An 18,192-nucleotide genomic window follows, 5' to 3' on the forward strand; every position below is an offset into this window, starting at 1 on the left:
ACATCCTTAGCGGTATCAAACGGATCAGCCTCCTGACCCTCAACAACAGTGACCTTATCCGTCACCACAGAAGCATCTGGCGCCGGAGTCTCTTCGGAACCGTTGTCGTCCTTGCCCTTTTCGTGGCCGTTAACCGGAACTTCAACATCAACCTTGCCGTCCGGCAGATCCGGATCCGTAATGGTCACCGTGATCGGGCCGTCAACGTCGGTACCCGGAGTGACGATGACCTTGCCGTCCTCGTCAATCTCGACCGGGACGTCCTTACCATCCTCATCCTTAGCAGAGATCTTGGTGTCATCATCCGGGTTGGTGACCTTGACACCAGTGTCCTGCGGATCATTCGACGGATCGACCGGCTTCACATCACCATCAACGGTGGTCTTCTTGGATTCCGGAGCATCCGGCTTCTCAACCGTGACCTTGGCCTCGATGGTCTCGCGGGAACCATCCGGGTAGGTCACGACGACCGGAATCGTGTAGTCGCCAGGCTTCGCATCCTTTGGCGGCTCGACCTCGATCGAGCCATCCGGGTTAACCGTGATCCACTCCGGCTTGTCGACCTTGTTGCCCTCCGGATCAGTCACCTGACCGCCCGGCTCGAAGGTGGTTCCTTCCGGAATCTCCTGGCCGTCCTTGTCCTTCGGAGCATCCACTGTGGTCTTCTTACCGGCAGGAACAGTAGCGTCCTCGTACTGCGGCTCAAATTCACCGTTCTGGCGAACCTTATCCACCGCAATGAAGGAATCCTGACCAACCACGACATCGTAAGCATTCACCAGCTGTGCGACATAGGTGCCCGGGTTATTGAAATCTTCGGGAGCCAGGGAGCAGTTTGCTGCGTCCGCTAGGGTGTCGACCGCGCAGTCTTCACCAATCTGCTTACCGTCCGGACCAATCCAGCGGATCTTGTTGTTACCGGAGAACGGCAGCGCGCCCGTCAACTTGATGTTCGCCGGCTCAAGGTTGTTGATGCCTTCCGGAAGGTCTGCCGGGTTGAGGAAGGAATCGTAATTAACGATGTCCAAATTAACGATGTCGGCCTGAACCTCAGCGAAGTTGATGTTGTACCAACGGTGGTTGGTAAAACTTGCAATGCCAACTGCGCCGTCGGAGTTCGGGTTCTCACCCGAGTTGGCATTTACACTTTGGAAGACAGGCGTGGGGAAGCCGCTGAAGGAGTTGAGGACCTTACCGTCCTTCTCAGCCCAGATGTACGTGTAATCCTTCATACGACGTCCGATGTCATCGCCCATGCGGATCGTGTAACGGCCATCCGCATTGGTTTCGGCACCAACGGTCTTAAGGATCGGCTCCTTGCCGTTAGCTCGCATGTTTTCGATCATGCTCTTCGTGGCGGCAGCCTGCTCACGGTATGGCTTATCGGCAATGGCTAGACGCTCGAATTCGGCAACACCCTCGTCGGAAAGCACAGAGGCGTAGACCTTTGCACCCTCGATCGGCTGATCGCCCTTCCACCAGTAGAGCGGACCGGTTTCATTACGGTCAGGTCCGCCTTCAGCGTCAGACCACACGCGACCAAAGTAAGAGAAACGCGGAGCCTTAGTGCCGGAAGGCTGGGCCCAACCTTCCTCATCCATGGAAAAGTCCGGGCTCACCATGTAGGACTTCTCGTCAACACTCGGCGCGCGCTCTTCCAAGAAGACACCGGTACGCTGCATGTTGTAGTTCTCAAAGTAGAACGCGCCGTTTGCGGTGCCCTGGGTGACCGGCGCCCACGCACCGGGCACACCGCCACCAGCTTGGCGAACGTAAGTCAGGTCGTTGCCGGTTTCCTCGTTCTTCAGCGGAGAATCGACCCAAATGCGGTATTCCTGACCACGGAGTGCGCGGAAGAGGTGCGGCTTGCCGTTCGCATCGACGAAAGAGTACTCACCACCCGGAACCTCGCTGTCCGGGTGGGAAAGCAGGTTGCCATCCTCGCCCTTCGCACGAAGATCAAACACGTAGTTACCGCTGGAGCTGCCAAGCTGGTGAGACTTCGTGGAGAAAATCGGCGAAATCGTGCCGTCACGATCCTTGAACTGCATGTAAACGGTGGCGTCGTTGATGCCCATAGTCCCCTTGAGGGAACTCGACGCACTCGTTTCTTTCAGGCCGACAACACCAGAGAGCGTAGCCAGCGCGTTGGTCATATCAAAGCGACTACCGATGTAACCGTTGGCGATACCATCCGCTTCAATAATCTTGGTCGGATCCGTAACCGGAGTAGCAGCAACCGTGCCCGAAGTCTGAGCCTGAGCTTCTGCTGCAGACTGCGGGGAAACAACTGGGTGTACAAACGGCGCCACCAGCGCCACGGAGAGAGCAGCGGCAGCAATGGTAGTGCCGCGACGGCGCACAGCAGTACTCTTAATTTCCTTCTTGTTCATACCAAGAAGTCCTTTCCTTAAGTCTTGAAAGAGTGATCACGCTAGGGAGACGTGACCGCGCAAGGGATAAAACCGGCTTACGCAACCGAGAGCAGCTCATTTCAGACACCTTGGAAGAAGGTCAGAGGTCCCAAAGGTCTATGAACAAACTCGCTTCCAATGTTAGCCCCATTCACGAATTAAAGAAACCGTACGGCATCCTGAAAATTTCATGAACGGAGCTTTCTGTCGTCGACCAGAAAAAGCACATGTTTGACCTGCTCTTTTCAAACAACTGCGACACGCGGCTGCAGTTGTTGAATAGATCACATTGTCGCTTTGGCAACATTTGCCCCAGGAATGCACTCCTAACGGGGGTGTTTTATACAAGGCTGTGCCAGGTGGGATTGCGGGAGGCGCCGCCAAGCAGGGCATATTGAGCGCACAAATGTTGTCACAGAAACACAAACCGCCCCGCTCTCCCCGTATCGTGCATATCGACAATTGTGTCCACGATACTGTGGGAGAAACGAGGCGGTGGTTGTTGCACTGTTTCTACGGAACGCCGTCGCCGTTAGGCAGTTCCTAAGGTTGGTTTATCTTGGACCGGCCTGCGCCTTACTGGTCTTGCATGACGTCGTGGCGCACGATGGTCTGGTCGCGGCCGGGGCCAACACCGATGTAGGAGATGCGGCAGCCCGAGAGTTCCTCCAGGCGCAGGACGTAATCCTGAGCCTTCTGCGGGAGCTCCTCGAAGGTCTGGCAGCCAGTGATGTCCTCGTCCCAGGCCGGCATGGTCTCAAAGATGGGCTCGGCGTGGTGGAACTCAGACTGGGTCAGCGGCATCTCGTCGTAACGCTTGCCATCAACGTCATAAGCCACACAGATAGGAATCTCACCGATGCCGGTGAGCACATCCAACTTGGTCAGGAAGTAATCCGTGAAGCCGTTGACGCGGGTGGCATAGCGGGCGATAACAGAGTCGTACCAGCCGCAGCGGCGCTTGCGGCCAGTGTTGACGCCGATTTCGCCGCCGGTGGTCTGCAGGTACTCGCCCCACTTGTCGAAAAGCTCCGTAGGGAAAGGACCAGCGCCGACACGGGTGGTGTAGGCCTTGATGATGCCCAGGGAGGTAGTAATGCGCGTCGGGCCAATACCGGAGCCCACAGCAGCGCCGCCAGCAGTCGGGTTCGAGGAGGTCACGAACGGGTAGGTGCCGTGGTCAACGTCCAGCATGGTAGCTTGGCCGCCCTCCATGAGGACGTGCTTGCCTTCATCCAGTGCCTGGTTCAGTTCCAGCTCAGCCTCAATAACCATCGGGCGCAGGCGGTCGCGGTAGCTCAGGAAGTACTCCACTACCTGCTCCGGATCAATTGCCTTGCGGTTGTACATCTTCACCAGCATCTGGTTCTTAATGTCCAGGGCGGATTCAACCTTCTGGCGCAGGATAGACTCATCAAAGATGTCCTGCACGCGGATGCCGATGCGCGCGACCTTATCGGCATAGGCCGGGCCAATACCACGGCCGGTGGTGCCGATGGCGCGCTTGCCCAGGAAGCGCTCCTGCACGCGGTCCAAGGTCTGGTGGTAGGGCGCCACGAGGTGCGCGTTGGCGGAAATCTTCAGGCGCGAAGCGTTAGCGCCGCGGGCTTCGAGACCATCGATTTCATCGAAAAGGGCCTCCAGGTTAATCACCACGCCGTTACCCAGGACCGGGGTGGCGTTTTCAGAAAGAATGCCGGCGGGAAGGAGCTTCAGCTCGTACTTCTCGCCGCCGACCACGACGGTGTGGCCGGCATTGTTACCGCCGTTGGGCTTAACTACGTAATCGACTTTGCCGCCGAGAATGTCAGTAGCCTTGCCCTTGCCTTCATCGCCCCATTGGGCGCCGACGATGACGATCGCTGCCATGTTTGGTGTCACTTCCTATTTATTGAAGTCAAATACGCACCTACTTTACCCGCCATATTGGTGCAGTGTTGAGTTTGTGACAAGCTCGTCAGGAAATGATGCGCCGGCACACCGGGGAGAGGTTCGTCTCGAATCTCCTTTAAGCCCTCCTAAGCGGTTTCGGTGTTTGAATTAGCACCGTCGCCCTTGTCTTTCTCTTCGATGAAGATAGTGTCATCGGTGAACATCAGCCTCGAATTGGTTGGGGTGCTGATAATGACGCCATCGTCAACAACGGCAATTTGGGCTTCGATGTCATCGACGCCGATTCGGTAGAGACCGTTGCTTTCGATCTTCTTGCCATCAGTTGGGAGGTTGTCGACACCGCCCTGGTTGAAACTGGTTTCTCCCTCCAACGGACGGAGGCTCACCACATCGAATTCCATATCTTCCGGCAGGTTAGTCTTATCGCTTTTGACGACCCAGGCTCCGCCATCGCCATGTGCACAGTCAATGGACTTTTCAGACGCATCAATACCGCACACCAAGTTCCAGCCATCAGCGGAAATATCGAAGAGCGTTTCGCCGCGGAGATCCTCCTCATCCTGGGCTAGCTCCGCGGAGTCGGTGGGTTCTGACTTGATGTCAATGAAGAAGATGTCCGAGTTCACGCCGTCGAAGGAATTTTCCATGGACGTGGCTTCGGTGCCCGGACGCTTGTTTACTTTGCCCTCGACACCGACGATGTCGCCATCAGTCTCGGACTCATAGGTATAGCCTTCACCATCCTCTTCCACCTCTAAAGAAGAGGACGTGATGTAGAGGGCATCCTCGTCCCTGAGATCACCCTTGGAAAAGAAGACGGGAACCTTGACATCCTTCCCATCAAACTCGCCTTCCAACACCACATAGCTGAGGAATTTACAGGAATCATATTCGTCCTCACCGACGCTCACGTCTTCAAATTTCTCAGTGGATCCCTTCACGTAGGCTTCTTCATTCTCTAGGACCTTACTGAGTTTGGTGTCCTCGAGTTCCTTCTTCTCGTCGCAGTCAGCGTTGGCGCTTGAGGAGGATGCACTGCTGGACGTCGAGGTGGCCTTAGAAGAAGTAGTCATCACAGAACTCGTCGTCGACTCAGTGGCAGCTTCGGTGAATGCCGGCTCCTCGGTTTCAGTTAGCGAGCCTCCCAGGAAGCTGCACGAGCTCATCAAGAGACCAGCGGTGGATACAAGCGCAAGGGTTGTCATACGGGCGGACATGGTGATTACCTCCAGCTGTTAGACAAAGAAGAATTGAGTGGAAGAGTTGAGTATTAAGAAGTTTGGCGTTGCCTTGGAGCCTACTGGCAGAATGTGACGCGCACTACTTTTCTGGGGAAAGCTCCGCTGTTTGTGCGTCGCTGAAGGAGCTTTTTAGCCAAGCCCTTCCAACGCTTCTATGCTTCTTGTATGATCTGTGCGCTTTTAGACTGCGGTGGCCACCTCAACGACGCTCACACTAGACTCACTGAGACTGCCCGGCGCGGAATACGTATCGAGCACTTCCACGTCGCGGAGGTTCCCAGCCGGCAAGAGCTGAAGGCTGTTGATGCACTGGCCAAGGAAATCCTGCCGGAGGACCCCACCCCATCGCTGGATGAGATAGCTGCGCAACCGGACGTGAGCCACCTCGGCGCACCGGGGCCAGCACCGCAAGCCCCATTCCTGCACGAGTCGCTGCGCATCGTGGTGATCGGTAGCGATGCCGCTCTTAGCGCCGTACTGACCCGCATGATGCGAGCGGATTACCTGTGGGCCGAGGTGGGCTACGTCCCCATTGGGGAGCACTCCACCGCAGCGATGAACTGGGGCCTGAAATCGAGCGAAACGGGCCAGGGTCTCGCCGACCAGGTCGCGGTTGTCGAGGAAGCGCTCTCCTTTGCCCTGACCGCACCGGTCAAGCCGGTGCCGCTCATCCGCAATGATGCGGGCCTTGCCGTGGCCGGTTCGGCAACGATTGCGGAATGGTCGAATGAGGAAATCACCGGGGAAATTATCGTCGACGATGCCATACTACTGCGCGCAGACCGTGAGAAGGAGGTCTTCGGGGCAAAGCTCGTGCCGATGGTGAATGCGCCAGGCATAGTGGCGGCGAAGGCGGTGACGAGTTTTGAGGCGGACGCAGCGCCGCGCCGTGGGCTCTTCGCCCGCCTGCGCAAGTCTGCCCAGCCGGGGCAGCTCGACCCCGCCAGCGTCATACAGGGCCGGGCGGTGCAGGCCGGGGGGCCGTCACTAAGCGTGAGCGTCGATGGAGTCCGCGCCAAGCGGCCGGTCAAGCGAGTGACGTTTTACCGTCACCTGCGGGATCTGCAGATAGTGCGACCCTAGACAGCAAGCCTGAGCCTCAGGTTTAGCCCTAATCCTCTTCCCAGACCTCCGGCGGATAGGCCGGGTGCTTGGAGGTGGGCACGAGCTGCGCCACGGCTGACTCACGGGACATGCCGCACACCATGAGCAGGTCCACGATGATGGAGCGCGTCTGGGCCAGTACGGCATAGGCGGAGAGCACCGCCTCCTCGCCGGCAACGTCGACCGAGCAGCGGGCGCCCAGCTGGCGTAAGCGGTTGACGATCTCCGGAATGGCTTGTGCCTCATCCACGCGGCGCTCATGCGCTGTTTGGTGGGTATAGAGGTCGGAGAGCTCCATCGTGATTTCAGCAAGTTCGTCGATGATCTCAACTTGCTCGGCGGTGGCTTGGTCACCGTCCTCGGCGAGAACAAGCGCACGGCGGGAGAGCACGCGGGTGCCGCGGACCATGTTGTCAACAGGAGTGAGGATGCGCTCCAGGGAGCGCACGGTGCGCTGCGTGCTCCACAGGAAGGGCGACAAACGTGCGGTTTCCGCGCCGCCCTTGGTGGCGTTGAGCATGTTGTTGATGTCATCCTGCGTGCCGCGCACGGCGTCGCGGGCCTCAGTGATGGTTTCGGGATCATTTTCTTCCAGCCCCTTGGCAACGTCGGAAAGGACCAGGGAGGTAATGCCTAAGACCTTCGAGACTTCCGAGCGGCCCGCGCGCAAGGGCGAGGAGGGAATCAGCACAATCATTGTGAGGCCAATGACCGCGCCGATGATGGCGTCAATGGCACGGGAGATGCCGCCCATTTCTTCCGGTGGAAGAATCGTGGCGATGAGGATGGCCGCGATGACGATCTGGTTGCTCACCAGCTGCGAGCTGGTGACAAAGGAGCCGATAATCAGGGCCAACCCGATGATGATGGTCATATGGATAGGCCCGGTCCCGAGGGCATCGACAAGCAGCGTGCCCACCAGCACGCCCACGATGCCGCCAATGGACATGTCGATGGCGCGCTTGAGGCGATCGTTGCCAGATAGGCCCAGGATGATGATCACGGCCATCGGTGCGAAGAAAGGTTGCTCGTGGCCGAAGAAATCGTGCGCAACATAGAAGGCCAAACCAGCGCCTATCGTGCACTGAAGCATAAACACGAGCCGGTTACGGATGCGTGTGAGGCGCGCCTTGAGGGATTTATCCACCAACCGCAGCTGCTCGCGGGTAGTTTTGCGAACGCGCTTGACGGTACTTGACGAACTCGACGATGACTCTTGCGCTTCCATGACTCCGGTATTTTACGCGTTCTGGCGGCGGGTTTGGATGAACAAAGCCACCCCTCGTGGGTGAGGGATGGCTTGTTGGCATGTGATGACGCCGCTCAGCGCCGGCGGCTGCTCAGCAGCGTCATCCAGTTGGTGTGGGTTTACTTAGAAACGGTCTTGCCCACGGAGTGCAGGTCCTGGCAGGCCTCAACAACGCGGTCAGCCATACCCTGCTCAGCCTTCTTGAGGTAGGAGCGCGGGTCGTAGACCTTCTTGTTGCCCACCTCGCCGTCGATCTTGAAGACGCCGTCATAGTTAGCGAACATGTGGCGTGCAACCGGGTTGGTGAAGGCATACTGGGTATCGGTGTCAACGTTCATCTTGATGACGCCGTAGCGCAGAGCCTCTTCAATCTTTTCCTTCTCGGAGCCGGAGCCACCGTGGAAGACGAAGTCGAAGGGCTGGGAGCCTTCCTCCAGGCCGAGCTTCTTCACAGCAACCTTCTGGCCCTCATCCAGAACCTCCGGGCGCAGCTTCACGTTGCCCGGCTTGTAGACGCCGTGGACGTTGCCGAAGGTAGCGGCCAGCAGGTAGCGACCCTTCTCACCGGTACCGAGGGCATCAACGGTCTTTTCAAAGTCCTCCGGAGAGGTGTAGAGGTTCGCGCCGGCCTTGGCCTCAACGCCGTCCTCTTCGCCGCCAACGACGCCGATCTCAACCTCGAGGATGATGTTGGCGTTGTGGGCCTTCTCGAGGAGCTCCTGAGCGATCACGAGGTTCTCATCGATCGGGATAGCGGAGCCATCCCACATGTGGGACTGGAAGAGCGGCAGCTCGCCGCGGTCAACGCGCTCCTGGGAGAAGGCGATCAGCGGACGCACGTACTCATCCAGAACTTCCTTCTGGCAGTGGTCAGTGTGCAGCGCAACGTTAATGCCGTAGTGCTGAGCAGCCTCGTGAGCGAAGGCAGCCAGTGCCTTAGCGCCGGCAACCTTGTTCTTCACGGACAGGCCGGAACCGAACTCCGCGCCGCCGGTGGAGAACTGGATGATGCCGTCGGACTCAGCCTCGGCGAAGCCGCGGAGAGCGGCGTTGATGGTTTCGGAGGAGGTGCAGTTGATTGCCGGGAATGCGAAGCCGCCCTTCTTGGCGGTATCCAGCATCTGGTTATAAACCTCAGGGGTTGCAATAGGCATGAAATTCCATCCTTTGGAGTTGCTGTGCAGTAAGCCGTGCCGTCTCACAAACCAGCGAAACAACACGTTCCAACACCCAAGTATGCCTGTTATTGTGGTTTTCCGCCGCGAGATGCGATGTGACCTCACTTAAACACCGCTCCGCATGGGCAGGAATCCCCCGACCACCTGGGGAAACGCTGCTATTTCTTGGATTCTGACTTGTACTTCACAATCCGGGTGCAGGCCTCCAACAACATCCAACCGGACAATTGAACGGACAAATCGCGCTCAGCCACGCGGATAATGCCCATCTTCTGGCTCAATGACGAGGGGCCGAAACCGTAGTTATGGGGAAGCTTCGCATCCGCGGTCCAATCGGAACCGAAGATGGGCAAGCCGTCTACCTCTAGGCGGTGTTCCCACACGGATTCCGCCGAGGCCGTCACGAGGCGAGCGGCCAGCTTCTTCGTCGCGCGGTTGGCCGGAGAATCGCCCGGCAGGCGGACCGCCACGTCCGCGAGGTAGCGAGCAAGGATGCCCTTGAAGAGGCCGCCGTCGCCGTCGCCAGTCTGCCAGTCGATGACGCCCGTGTACGTCGCCATGCCCGTGGCCACCGCTTGGACTAGGCCACGGATGCGAGTGGTGTAATCCATCATGTCCGCGGCGAGTTCTGCCTCGTGGACGGAGTCGATATCCTCCACGGAGCGCAGGCCGGTCTTCTCCCGCAGCGCCAGCACGATTTCCAAGCAGGCACCGAGCACCACGCCTTGGCAGTAGGGGTGGATGTTGCGGACGATCTCCTGCCCATCCATACGCATGCGGATGCCGTCCATGACGAAGCCATCGTCGTCAATCAAGTGATCGTAGATCCAGTCCACGATGTGGCGGGCCTCGTCCACGCGCCCCATGCGGGCCAGCATGATGGCGCCCGGCCCGTTCGAGGGGACGTTGAGGAAGGTCTCGCCTTCGCGCCAGGGCAGCACGCCGACCTGGGTGTCGATGCCATCGCGGATGTTGTGCTGCAGGGTGCCCAACTTCTTGTAGGGGCGCTGCTTCTTGAGCTCACCGGCCCGGGCGATGGCTAGGGCGAGCCATGCTTTGTCGTCGTAGTAGCGGTTCTTCGTCAGCGCACGGAGATTGCGCACATGGATGCCGCGGATGGTGTCAGCGATGCGCGCGCGGCGGGCTTTGGTGTTTTTGCGCAGGGCCGCATCAACAAGACAGTCCAGATAATGCGCCTGCCACCAATAATGCCAATGCACAAAGAGTGATTCCTTGGTGGTGGGTGGCCAACTCACCACGGCAAGGTTGGTACGGGGCAAGCCCCACACGGCCTGCGCGTGACGCTCATTGATGGCTGTTTCCGCAAGGTCGGCGCGGTGGGACCATTTCTCTAACACTTTTGTCTCATCATTCTCACAATGTGAATTCGTTACCTAGATGTAAACACAGTGCGCGGGATCTCACCAAGCTTTTGATAAATCGGCGTGCTGCCGAATCCATGCATGCATGGCAATGCCTGCGGCCACGCCCGCGTTGATGGAGCGAGTAGAACCAAATTGCGCGATTGAGCAGGTCATTACTGCTGCGTCCTGGGCTTCCGGGCTGACGCCTGGGCCTTCCTGTCCGAAGAGGAGCAGACAGCGCTCAGGCAGCTCAGCGGTTTCTAGGGGGACACACCCGGGGGTGTTATCGATGGCCACGACGGTCAGTTCCTGGTCCGCCGCCCAGGCCATCAGCTCAGTAACATCCGCGTGGTGCATGAGGTGCTGGTACCTGTCGGTGACCATGGCGCCGCGCCGGTTCCAGCGGCGGCGTCCCACAATGTGGACGGTGTCGACGGCAAAGGCGTTGGCAGTGCGCACCACGGTGCCGATGTTGGAATCGTTTTCGAAGTTCTCGATGGCGATGTGCAGCGCATGCCGGCGCTTATCGATATCCTCCCGGATCGCCTCGCGTGTCCAGTAACGGTAGGCATCGACGACATTGCGGCGATCCCCCTCCGCGAGCAGTTCGGGATCGTATTTCTCCGCTTCGGGGCCTTCGGGCAGCGGGCCTTCCCACGGGCCAACACCGTGGCGGCCCTCGTTCCACTCGGTGGGGCCTTTGGCTGCCGCCTCTTCCTCGGGCTTAGGCAAGGTCAAGATCCTCAAGGCCCAGCAGGTAGCGGTATTCCAGGCCCTCGGCGGCAATGGCTGCGCCGGCATCGGTGTTGCGGTCCACCACGGTGGCCACTCCGACGACCTCGGCGCCTGCCTTACGAAGAGCCTTCACGGCGGTCAGCGGCGAGTTGCCGGTCGTGGTGGTGTCCTCGACAACGAGCACCTTCTGGCCCTCGACGTTGAAGCCCTCAATCTGACGCTGCATGCCGTGCTTCTTGGCTTCCTTGCGAACAACGAAGGCGTCGATATCGCGGCCATCGGCATGCATGATGGACAGCGCGACCGGGTCCGCGCCCATGGTCAGGCCACCGGCGGCAGCATAATCCCAGTCAGCGGTGAGCTCACGCAGCAGCGAGCCGATAAGGCGCGAGGCCTCGTGTTGCAGGGTGGCGCGGCGCAGGTCCACGTAGTAGTCAGCCTCCTTGCCAGAGGACAGCGTGACCTTGCCGTGGACGACGGCCAGCTCCTTCACCAGTTCTGCTAGGCGTTGCTTCTTCTGCTGATCCAGGCTCATCGCTCGCTCCTTAAAGTCTGTGGCTGTTCGGCCGTGAAAAATCCGCTCTGTAGTTTACCCTCTTCCCGCACGGTTGCCCGCGACTAGTGCTGGTGCTCGGCTGTGACACCTGGCTGCGGCGCCTCGCCGCGGCGGCAGGCTGGCGGGTCTAGTCGAAGATGGAGGAGCCGCCATCGAAGCGGCGCGGCAGGCGGGCCTGATTGTTTTCGTGGGTGGGGCGCTCGTGGCCATCGGCAATCGCGTCGACTTCATCCGCACCCAGGCTGGAGTGGTCAATGGTGCCGCGGGCCTCGCTGGTGGTGCGGCTCGGCATGACCACCGGCTCGGTGGGGCGCTGGATGGTGGGGGCGTCGAGGGAATCATCGCGGTCCGGAACCGCCGTGGGCCCGGTGGGTTCCGGCTGCGGAGGTTCCGGGATGTCGCGGCTGGGGTCCAGCTCATCGACGCGCAGGACCTGAGCGGCTTCGGAGCGCGGTGGAAGAACGCGAGCAGCATCGGCGAGCAGCGACAGCGGTTCGAGCAGCTCTTCCCACTCAGCGCTGCGGGCCTGCCGGGTAGTTTGGGCCAGCACCCACTCCCCTTCCAGCCACACGGCAGTCACCGCGGCGGGTAGATGATTCAACGCCGTACTCACTCGGGTATCGATGAAGCGCTGGCCCACGCCAGCATCGGAGGCGAAAACCTCGAAGCCTTCCTCCTCACGCACGTACAACAGATCCTCGGAGAGGTTTTCGATCTCCTCGCCTTCGCGGCGGAAATCCACCACGATATCGGAGGCCGCGCCGGTGCGCATAGCCATGACGGGGATAGCACCCATATCGAAGAGCAGCGTCTCGTGCCCCCGGACAGTTCCGGCGACGATGTCGCGGGGTTCGTGGCCGCGGGCGGCAGCGCCGCGGGTCCACTCATCCGCCAGGTAGGAATCATGCTTGAGGTATTCCCAGCCGCGCTGCTGGCCAAAGGCCTTGCGCTCACGGCGGGCACTGCCCGGCACGAGGTACTTGGCGCGCTCTGCGCGCTCCGCAAAGCTGGGTGCGGCAGCCTGCGGTTCGGCCGCCGGTTCCTCACTGGGCTCAGCGGCGGCCGGTTCTTCAGCGGCATCCGCAGTTGGCTCGGTTGCCGGCTCAGCCACGGGTTCTGGCTCCGGCTCGGTAATGATGTCGGGCTCTGGAGCAGGCTCAGGTTCCTCGGCGAGCGCGGGTTCCTCGGCGAGCGCGGGTTCCTCGGCGAGCGCGGGCTCTGAGGGGGAGTCAGGGGTGAGTTCAGGCGCAGCGGTATCGGCCGCTGTGGTGGTTTCGTCGGCGGAGAGCGCGGCGCGCTGGCGGTGATCCAACCAGAGCACGATGAGACCAGCCACGAGCGCGACGGCGGCGAGGGATAAGAGTACGAAAGGCATCACTGCCTGACTCTAATCGCCCAGCGCGCTCGATCTGCGCTGACGCGCTGGTCACGCGCGGATTCTAGACGTGCTCGCGGTCGCCACGCTCCACCGGATTCTTCGGGTTGGCTGACCACTGCGACCATCCACCCACGAAGTGGCGCAAGCCGGTAAAGCCCACGTGTTCCAGCACGGCGATGGTAAGCGCGGAGTGGTTACCGGAGCCGGAGTAGATGATGGCGCCGTCCACGTTTTCCTTGGTCACGCCGTGCTGCTCAAGGATTTCGAGGATTTCTTCCTTGGACTTCCACACGGTGACGTCCTGCGTGTGAAAGAGGCGCTCCGGAAGGTTGACTGCACCCGGGATGTGGCCGGCCTTCAAGTCGAGGTTCTCGCGGCGGCCGGCGAAGCGGTTGCGCGTGCGAACGTCGAGAAGCAGGCCCTTGTGCTCCCTGACCTCATCGATGGTGGCCGTGGGCATCGACCCCGTGGTCACTTCAAAGTCCGAGGGCATGCCCAAGTTACCCGGGCCGGTAAGGGTGGGCAGGGACTGGGCACGCCAGTTTGACAGGCCGCCGTCGAGGATGCGGACGTTGTGGATGCCCGCCCAGCGCAGCGTCCACCACGCACGGCCAGCGAAGAGTCCGCGGCCTTCGTCGTAGACAACGACTTCGCTGTCCTCCTCTAGACCCCAGAGGTCGATCCACTCTTGAATCTTCTCGGTCTGCGGGAGTGGGTTGCGCCCTACCTTGGAGCCGGGCAGGCCCACGAAGGCTGAAGCGGCGTCGGCGTACTGGGCAGTCGGAATGTGGAGGGAGGAAAACTGATTGAAGGCCTCGCCTTCCCCTGGAGCCCAGAGGGAAGCGAGGATGGTCGTCTTATCACCGCGGTAAATCTTCTCACTCAACTCGTGAGGGGAGATCAAAATGCTCATGTCCCTAGATCATAGGGGCATGAGCGAAGAGTGGCGACCGATGAACGCGGTGAGCGCGGTGAGCGCTAATCGCGCTCACCGGTTTAGTCGGTGCCTTAGGCGGTGCGGGCAGCTAGCTCCAGGCGCTCGCCACCGTCGGCGACGTCAACGTGCACGGTATCGCCGTCCACGATGTCACCGGCCAGGAGCTTCTTGGCCAGCTGGTCACCGATGGCCTGCTGAATCAGGCGGCGCAACGGGCGGGCACCATAGGCCGGGTCATAACCGCGCTCCGCCAGCCACAGCTTGGCCGCGTCGGAGACCTGCAGCGTCAGGCGGCGGCCGGACAGGCGCTCGGCCAAGCCCTTGAGCTGGATGTCCACGATGCCGGAGAGCAGATCCGAGGTCAGCGGCTCAAACATCACCACATCATCAAGACGGTTGATGAACTCCGGTTTGAAGCTGCGCTTGACTGCCTCCATGACCTCCTCCTTGGTGCCGCCGGCACCCAGGTTCGAGGTCAGGATGATGACCGTGTTGCGGAAGTCCACGGTACGGCCCTGGCCATCGGTCAGGCGGCCTTCATCGAGCACCTGGAGCAGCACGTCGAAGACATCCGGGTGGGCCTTCTCGACTTCGTCGAAAAGCACCAGCGTGTACGGACGGCGACGCACCGCCTCCGTGAGCTGTCCACCGGCGTCATAGCCCACGTATCCCGGAGGGGCACCGACGAGGCGAGCGACGGAGTGCTTCTCACCGAACTCGGACATATCGATGCGAACCATGGCGGATTCATCGTCAAAGAGGAAGTCCGCCAAAGCCTTCGCCAGCTCCGTCTTACCCACGCCGGTCGGGCCCAGGAAGAGGAAGGAACCGGTCGGACGGTTCGGGTCAGCCACACCGGCGCGGGCGCGGCGCACGGCGTCGGACACCGCGGTGACGGCCTCCTTCTGGCCCACCACGCGCTGCCCCAGCACAGACTCCATGTTGAGCAGCTTCTCGGTCTCACCCTGCAGCATCTTGCCGGCCGGAATACCGGTCCAGGCGGAGACAACCTCTGCGATGGTATCCGGAGTGACCTCCTCGCTGAGCATGGTGTTGTGCTGCTGCTGAGCCTTCTCCTCGGCGGCAGCCAGGTCCTTCTCCAGCGGTGGCATCTTGCCGTAGTTGATCTCGGAGGCCAGTGCTAGGTCACCATCGCGCTCCGCAATCTCTGCCTGGCGGCGCAGATCCTCCAGTTGTTCCTTGATGGTCTGCACATCATCGATGGCCTTCTTCTCATTGGCCCAGCGGGCCTTGAGCTCACCGAGCTTCTCGCGCTCATCAGCCAGCTCCTGCTGAAGGGCAGTCAGGCGGTCCTTCGAGGCGGCGTCCGATTCCTTCTTCAGAGCCAGCTCCTCAATCTCGAGGCGGCGCACGATGCGCTCCAGCTCATCAATCTCCTGCGGGGAGGAGTCAATCTCCATGCGCAGGCGAGAGCCTGCCTCATCAACCAAGTCGATGGCCTTATCCGGCAGGAAGCGGTTGGTGATGTAACGGTGCGAGAGCTCAGCGGCAGAGACCAAGGCCGAGTCCTGGATACGCACGCCATGGTGCACCTCGTAGCGCTCCTTGAGGCCACGGAGGATACCGATGGTGTCCTCCACGGAGGGCTCAGCGGCGTAGACCTGCTGGAAGCGGCGCTCCAGGGCGGCGTCCTTCTCGATGTACTTGCGGTATTCATCGAGGGTGGTGGCACCGACCAGGCGCAGCTCGCCGCGGGCCAGCATGGGCTTAATCATGTTGCCGGCATCCATGGAACCTTCACCGGTGGCGCCGGCTCCGACGATGGTGTGCAGCTCATCGATGAAGGTGATGATCTGTCCATCGGAAGCCTTAATCTCATCGAGCACAGCCTTGAGGCGCTCCTCGAACTCGCCGCGGTACTTCGCGCCGGCGACCATGGAGCCAAGGTCCAGGCTCAGCAGCGTCTTGCCCTTGAGGGATTCCGGTACGTCACCCGCCACGATACGGCGGGCCAAGCCCTCCACGATGGCGGTCTTACCCACACCGGGCTCACCGATGAGCACCGGGTTATTCTTCGTGCGGCGGCTAAGAACCTGGACCACGCGGCGGATCTCCTGATCACGGCCGATGACCGGGTCAATCTTGCCTTCGCGGGCACGGGCGGTGAGGTCCGTGGCGTACTTCTCCAGAGCCTGGAACTGCTCCTCGGGGTTCTCCGAGGTCACCTTGGCTGCACCACGCACGGAGGGGAAAGCGCCCTTGAGCGCGTCGTAAGTGGCACCCCGGGAGGTCAGCAGCTCCGCGGCATCCGTCTTCGAGCCCGCAATAGCTGCAAGCAAAACCTCGGTGGAGACGTACTCATCACCAAGCTCGCCGGCCAGCTCCTGGGCGCGGGTGAGGACGTTGAGGGCGTCGCGGTTAAAGTTCGGGTTCGCCATGTTGGCGCCCTCGGCCTTCGGGAGGGCGCCGATAAGCTGGCGTGCCTCCTTGAGCACCGTCTCCGGATCCACACCGGTGGCCTTGAGCACTGGGGCGGCAATGCCGTCCTTCTGCTCAAGGATGGCTGCTAAGAGGTGTGCCGGGCGGATGTCCGGGTTACCGTTGGCGGAAGCCGTCTGCAGTGCTTGCTGCAGGGCCTCCTGAGTTTTAGTGGTGGGGTTAAAAGAACTCATTGTTGTGTTTCTCCGTTTCTAGCGTTTATTCAAACTTCCCTGCGGCTACAGCAGGGAAGGAAGCTTCACTGTCTATAACGCTACAGAACTTGAGTCTGTTCCACTCAACTAGAAGTTTTTTAAACCAACCACCCCCGACCGGGTTGATAGGGCTTCACTCAAGTTTTTCTTCTGCCCGCTTGGCAGGCCATAGGCATAAGAAAACCAGCCCCACCGCCCTGCTGGGTGCAACGGTGCGGAGGGACCGGTGCGGTAAATGCTTAAGCCGACTGAGAGGCTTGTGGTTGCTCCTCTGGAAGGTCGTAGGAAAAGGACGCGAGAACCACGGCCGTGACAAAGTAATAGAGGGACCACTTCTGTTCGAGGTCGATATCTCGAAACTCACCCATCGACGCCAAGTGGCACATGCCGTCAGCACCGGCCCACAGGGTGAGGTTCTTGATGTAAACCAAGCGGTCCTCCGGCGCATAGCCGGCCTCTCGCAGCGCCTCACGGGCAAACTGCATCAGCAGCGCGAAGGACTCACCCATCTGGGTTTGCTCCTCACCGTCCTCACTCAACGGCACCACGGAGCCGGAGGCAGTAGCAATGCAGGCGCTATAGCGTTCGGGGAAGGTCACCGCATAGTGGAAATAGGCCACCGCAACGCACAGGAGCTTGTCGACGGCCGATGCACCCTCCGGCAGCCGCTCCAGCAGGTAGAGACTGTAGGCTTCAAGCTCGCAGTCGGTTTCCCGCTCAACGGATTCGCGCAAAACGAAGTCATTGTCCACCAGCGAAGCAACGAAAAAATCGGAGACACCGAAATACTCGGCCACGTTCTCAATGGTCACGTACTGCAGCCCTTCCCGCGCTGCCAGCTGGATGGCACGTTCCTTAACAGCCATGCGTGCCCGCTCTGTGGAAAGTTCCTGCAAGTCCTCAATCGCGGAGATGTCCAACAAAATATCGCGGTCCGGAACAAACCCGGCGAGCAACGCGCGATACTCCTGCATCGGGCTACACAGATCCGGCATCTCCAAGAACTCTGCAGCCTTGAACAGGGTTCCAATGAGTGCTTTACATACTTCACGGAGGTTAAAGCGTCGCACCACCGAGTGCTGGTGCCGCAGCACACCCAAAACACTCAGGTGCGCCATACCGTGGACGGTAGCCAAGGTGGCTACGCTCAGCCGCGCCAACGTTTGAAAGCACACATCGCTTCCTACCTTAAGCTTCTCCTCGGCCGCGATGAGCGAGATGTTTTCATAGATCAGGTCCAAGGTGCGGTTGTGGGATAAGTTTCCCCGCAAAAGAGCACACCATTCACCCTCGTAGACATAGGCCTTCTTCTCAAAGAGGTAGCGGAACAGCTCCGGCTCGCGCTCGGCGTACTCGTAGTAGGCCTCAATAAAAGTGGTCAGCTTAGTAAAAAGATCGGCGTAACCAGGAGCAGCATCGAGCGTTTCCTCGAGGAACTTAACTTTCCGCTCAGTTACGTAATCAGGAAGCGCGTGCACGATTGCCTCGC

Annotated in this window: 13 protein-coding genes; 1 reads left to right on the forward strand and 12 read right to left on the reverse strand. The window is 60.3% G+C overall.

Annotated elements, in window-relative coordinates:
* From QP363_RS12230 to QP363_RS12240, 3 genes are all read right to left on the reverse strand, one after another.
* Positions 1 to 2,393 (reverse strand): Rib/alpha-like domain-containing protein (locus QP363_RS12230; protein ID WP_284764702.1); only part of this gene is annotated, 2,393 nt, incomplete at its 3' end.
* Between the two features lie 597 nt (positions 2,394 to 2,990).
* Positions 2,991 to 4,283: an adenylosuccinate synthase gene (locus tag QP363_RS12235; RefSeq protein WP_070730697.1), complete on the reverse strand. Its 1,293-nt coding sequence runs from the start codon at positions 4,281 to 4,283 to the stop codon at positions 2,991 to 2,993.
* A gap of 149 nt (positions 4,284 to 4,432) precedes the next feature.
* Positions 4,433 to 5,524, reverse strand: a complete 1,092-nt coding sequence (locus QP363_RS12240; protein ID WP_284764703.1) for a hypothetical protein — start codon at positions 5,522 to 5,524, stop codon at positions 4,433 to 4,435.
* Between the two features lie 189 nt (positions 5,525 to 5,713).
* Here QP363_RS12240 and QP363_RS12245 point away from each other — a divergent pair, with 189 nt between their 5' ends.
* Positions 5,714 to 6,631, forward strand: coding sequence for a hypothetical protein (locus tag QP363_RS12245; RefSeq protein WP_284764704.1), 918 nt, complete (start codon positions 5,714 to 5,716; stop codon positions 6,629 to 6,631).
* A 28-nt stretch (positions 6,632 to 6,659) separates the two neighbouring features.
* Here QP363_RS12245 and QP363_RS12250 read toward each other — a convergent pair whose 3' ends face one another.
* The 9 genes from QP363_RS12250 to QP363_RS12290 all read right to left on the reverse strand — a co-directional run.
* A complete protein-coding gene (locus QP363_RS12250; RefSeq protein ID WP_284764705.1) occupies positions 6,660 to 7,880 on the reverse strand; it encodes an aromatic acid exporter family protein in 1,221 nt (406 codons plus the stop codon).
* A gap of 140 nt (positions 7,881 to 8,020) precedes the next feature.
* Positions 8,021 to 9,055, reverse strand: a complete 1,035-nt coding sequence (gene fbaA, locus QP363_RS12255) for a class II fructose-bisphosphate aldolase (RefSeq protein ID WP_010188696.1) — start codon at positions 9,053 to 9,055, stop codon at positions 8,021 to 8,023.
* A gap of 182 nt (positions 9,056 to 9,237) precedes the next feature.
* The gene (locus QP363_RS12260; RefSeq protein ID WP_010188694.1) at positions 9,238 to 10,437 is read right to left on the reverse strand and encodes a glycoside hydrolase family 76 protein; all 1,200 of its coding nucleotides are present in this window, start codon (positions 10,435 to 10,437) and stop codon (positions 9,238 to 9,240) included.
* Between the two features lie 63 nt (positions 10,438 to 10,500).
* On the reverse strand, positions 10,501 to 11,175 hold the full coding sequence (locus tag QP363_RS12265; RefSeq protein WP_070448055.1) for a TrmH family RNA methyltransferase: 675 nt from the start codon (positions 11,173 to 11,175) through the stop codon (positions 10,501 to 10,503).
* On the reverse strand, positions 11,168 to 11,713 hold the full coding sequence (pyrE, locus tag QP363_RS12270) for an orotate phosphoribosyltransferase (protein ID WP_010188690.1): 546 nt from the start codon (positions 11,711 to 11,713) through the stop codon (positions 11,168 to 11,170). Before pyrE ends, QP363_RS12265 begins: the two co-directional genes overlap by 8 nt.
* A 148-nt stretch (positions 11,714 to 11,861) precedes the next feature.
* Positions 11,862 to 13,109: a hypothetical protein gene (locus QP363_RS12275; RefSeq protein WP_284764706.1), complete on the reverse strand. Its 1,248-nt coding sequence runs from the start codon at positions 13,107 to 13,109 to the stop codon at positions 11,862 to 11,864.
* 64 nt (positions 13,110 to 13,173) lie between these two features.
* Positions 13,174 to 14,025, reverse strand: a complete 852-nt coding sequence (locus tag QP363_RS12280) for a sulfurtransferase (RefSeq protein WP_284764707.1) — start codon at positions 14,023 to 14,025, stop codon at positions 13,174 to 13,176.
* 95 nt (positions 14,026 to 14,120) lie between these two features.
* Complete coding sequence (clpB, locus tag QP363_RS12285) at positions 14,121 to 16,682, reverse strand: ATP-dependent chaperone ClpB (RefSeq protein WP_070644546.1); 2,562 nt, start codon at positions 16,680 to 16,682, stop codon at positions 14,121 to 14,123.
* Between the two features lie 260 nt (positions 16,683 to 16,942).
* Positions 16,943 to 18,192: WHG domain-containing protein (locus QP363_RS12290; protein WP_284764708.1), on the reverse strand; the 1,250-nt coding region annotated here is incomplete at its 5' end.

This window comes from Corynebacterium sp. UMB6689, assembly GCF_030215295.1.
Taxonomy (GTDB): Bacteria; Actinomycetota; Actinomycetes; order Mycobacteriales; family Mycobacteriaceae; genus Corynebacterium; species Corynebacterium aurimucosum.

Coding starts and splice junctions, on each gene's coding strand:
- QP363_RS12235 (WP_070730697.1), bottom strand. CDS start 4,283: ATGGCAGCGATCGTCATCGTCGGCGCCCAATGGGGCGATGAAGGCAAG.
- QP363_RS12240 (WP_284764703.1), bottom strand. CDS start 5,524: ATGTCCGCCCGTATGACAACCCTTGCGCTTGTATCCACCGCTGGTCTC.
- QP363_RS12245 (WP_284764704.1), top strand. CDS start 5,714: ATGATCTGTGCGCTTTTAGACTGCGGTGGCCACCTCAACGACGCTCAC.
- QP363_RS12250 (WP_284764705.1), bottom strand. CDS start 7,880: ATGGAAGCGCAAGAGTCATCGTCGAGTTCGTCAAGTACCGTCAAGCGC.
- fbaA (WP_010188696.1), bottom strand. CDS start 9,055: ATGCCTATTGCAACCCCTGAGGTTTATAACCAGATGCTGGATACCGCC.
- pyrE (WP_010188690.1), bottom strand. CDS start 11,713: ATGAGCCTGGATCAGCAGAAGAAGCAACGCCTAGCAGAACTGGTGAAG.
- QP363_RS12275 (WP_284764706.1), bottom strand. CDS start 13,109: ATGCCTTTCGTACTCTTATCCCTCGCCGCCGTCGCGCTCGTGGCTGGT.
- QP363_RS12280 (WP_284764707.1), bottom strand. CDS start 14,025: ATGAGCATTTTGATCTCCCCTCACGAGTTGAGTGAGAAGATTTACCGC.
- clpB (WP_070644546.1), bottom strand. CDS start 16,682: ATGAGTTCTTTTAACCCCACCACTAAAACTCAGGAGGCCCTGCAGCAA.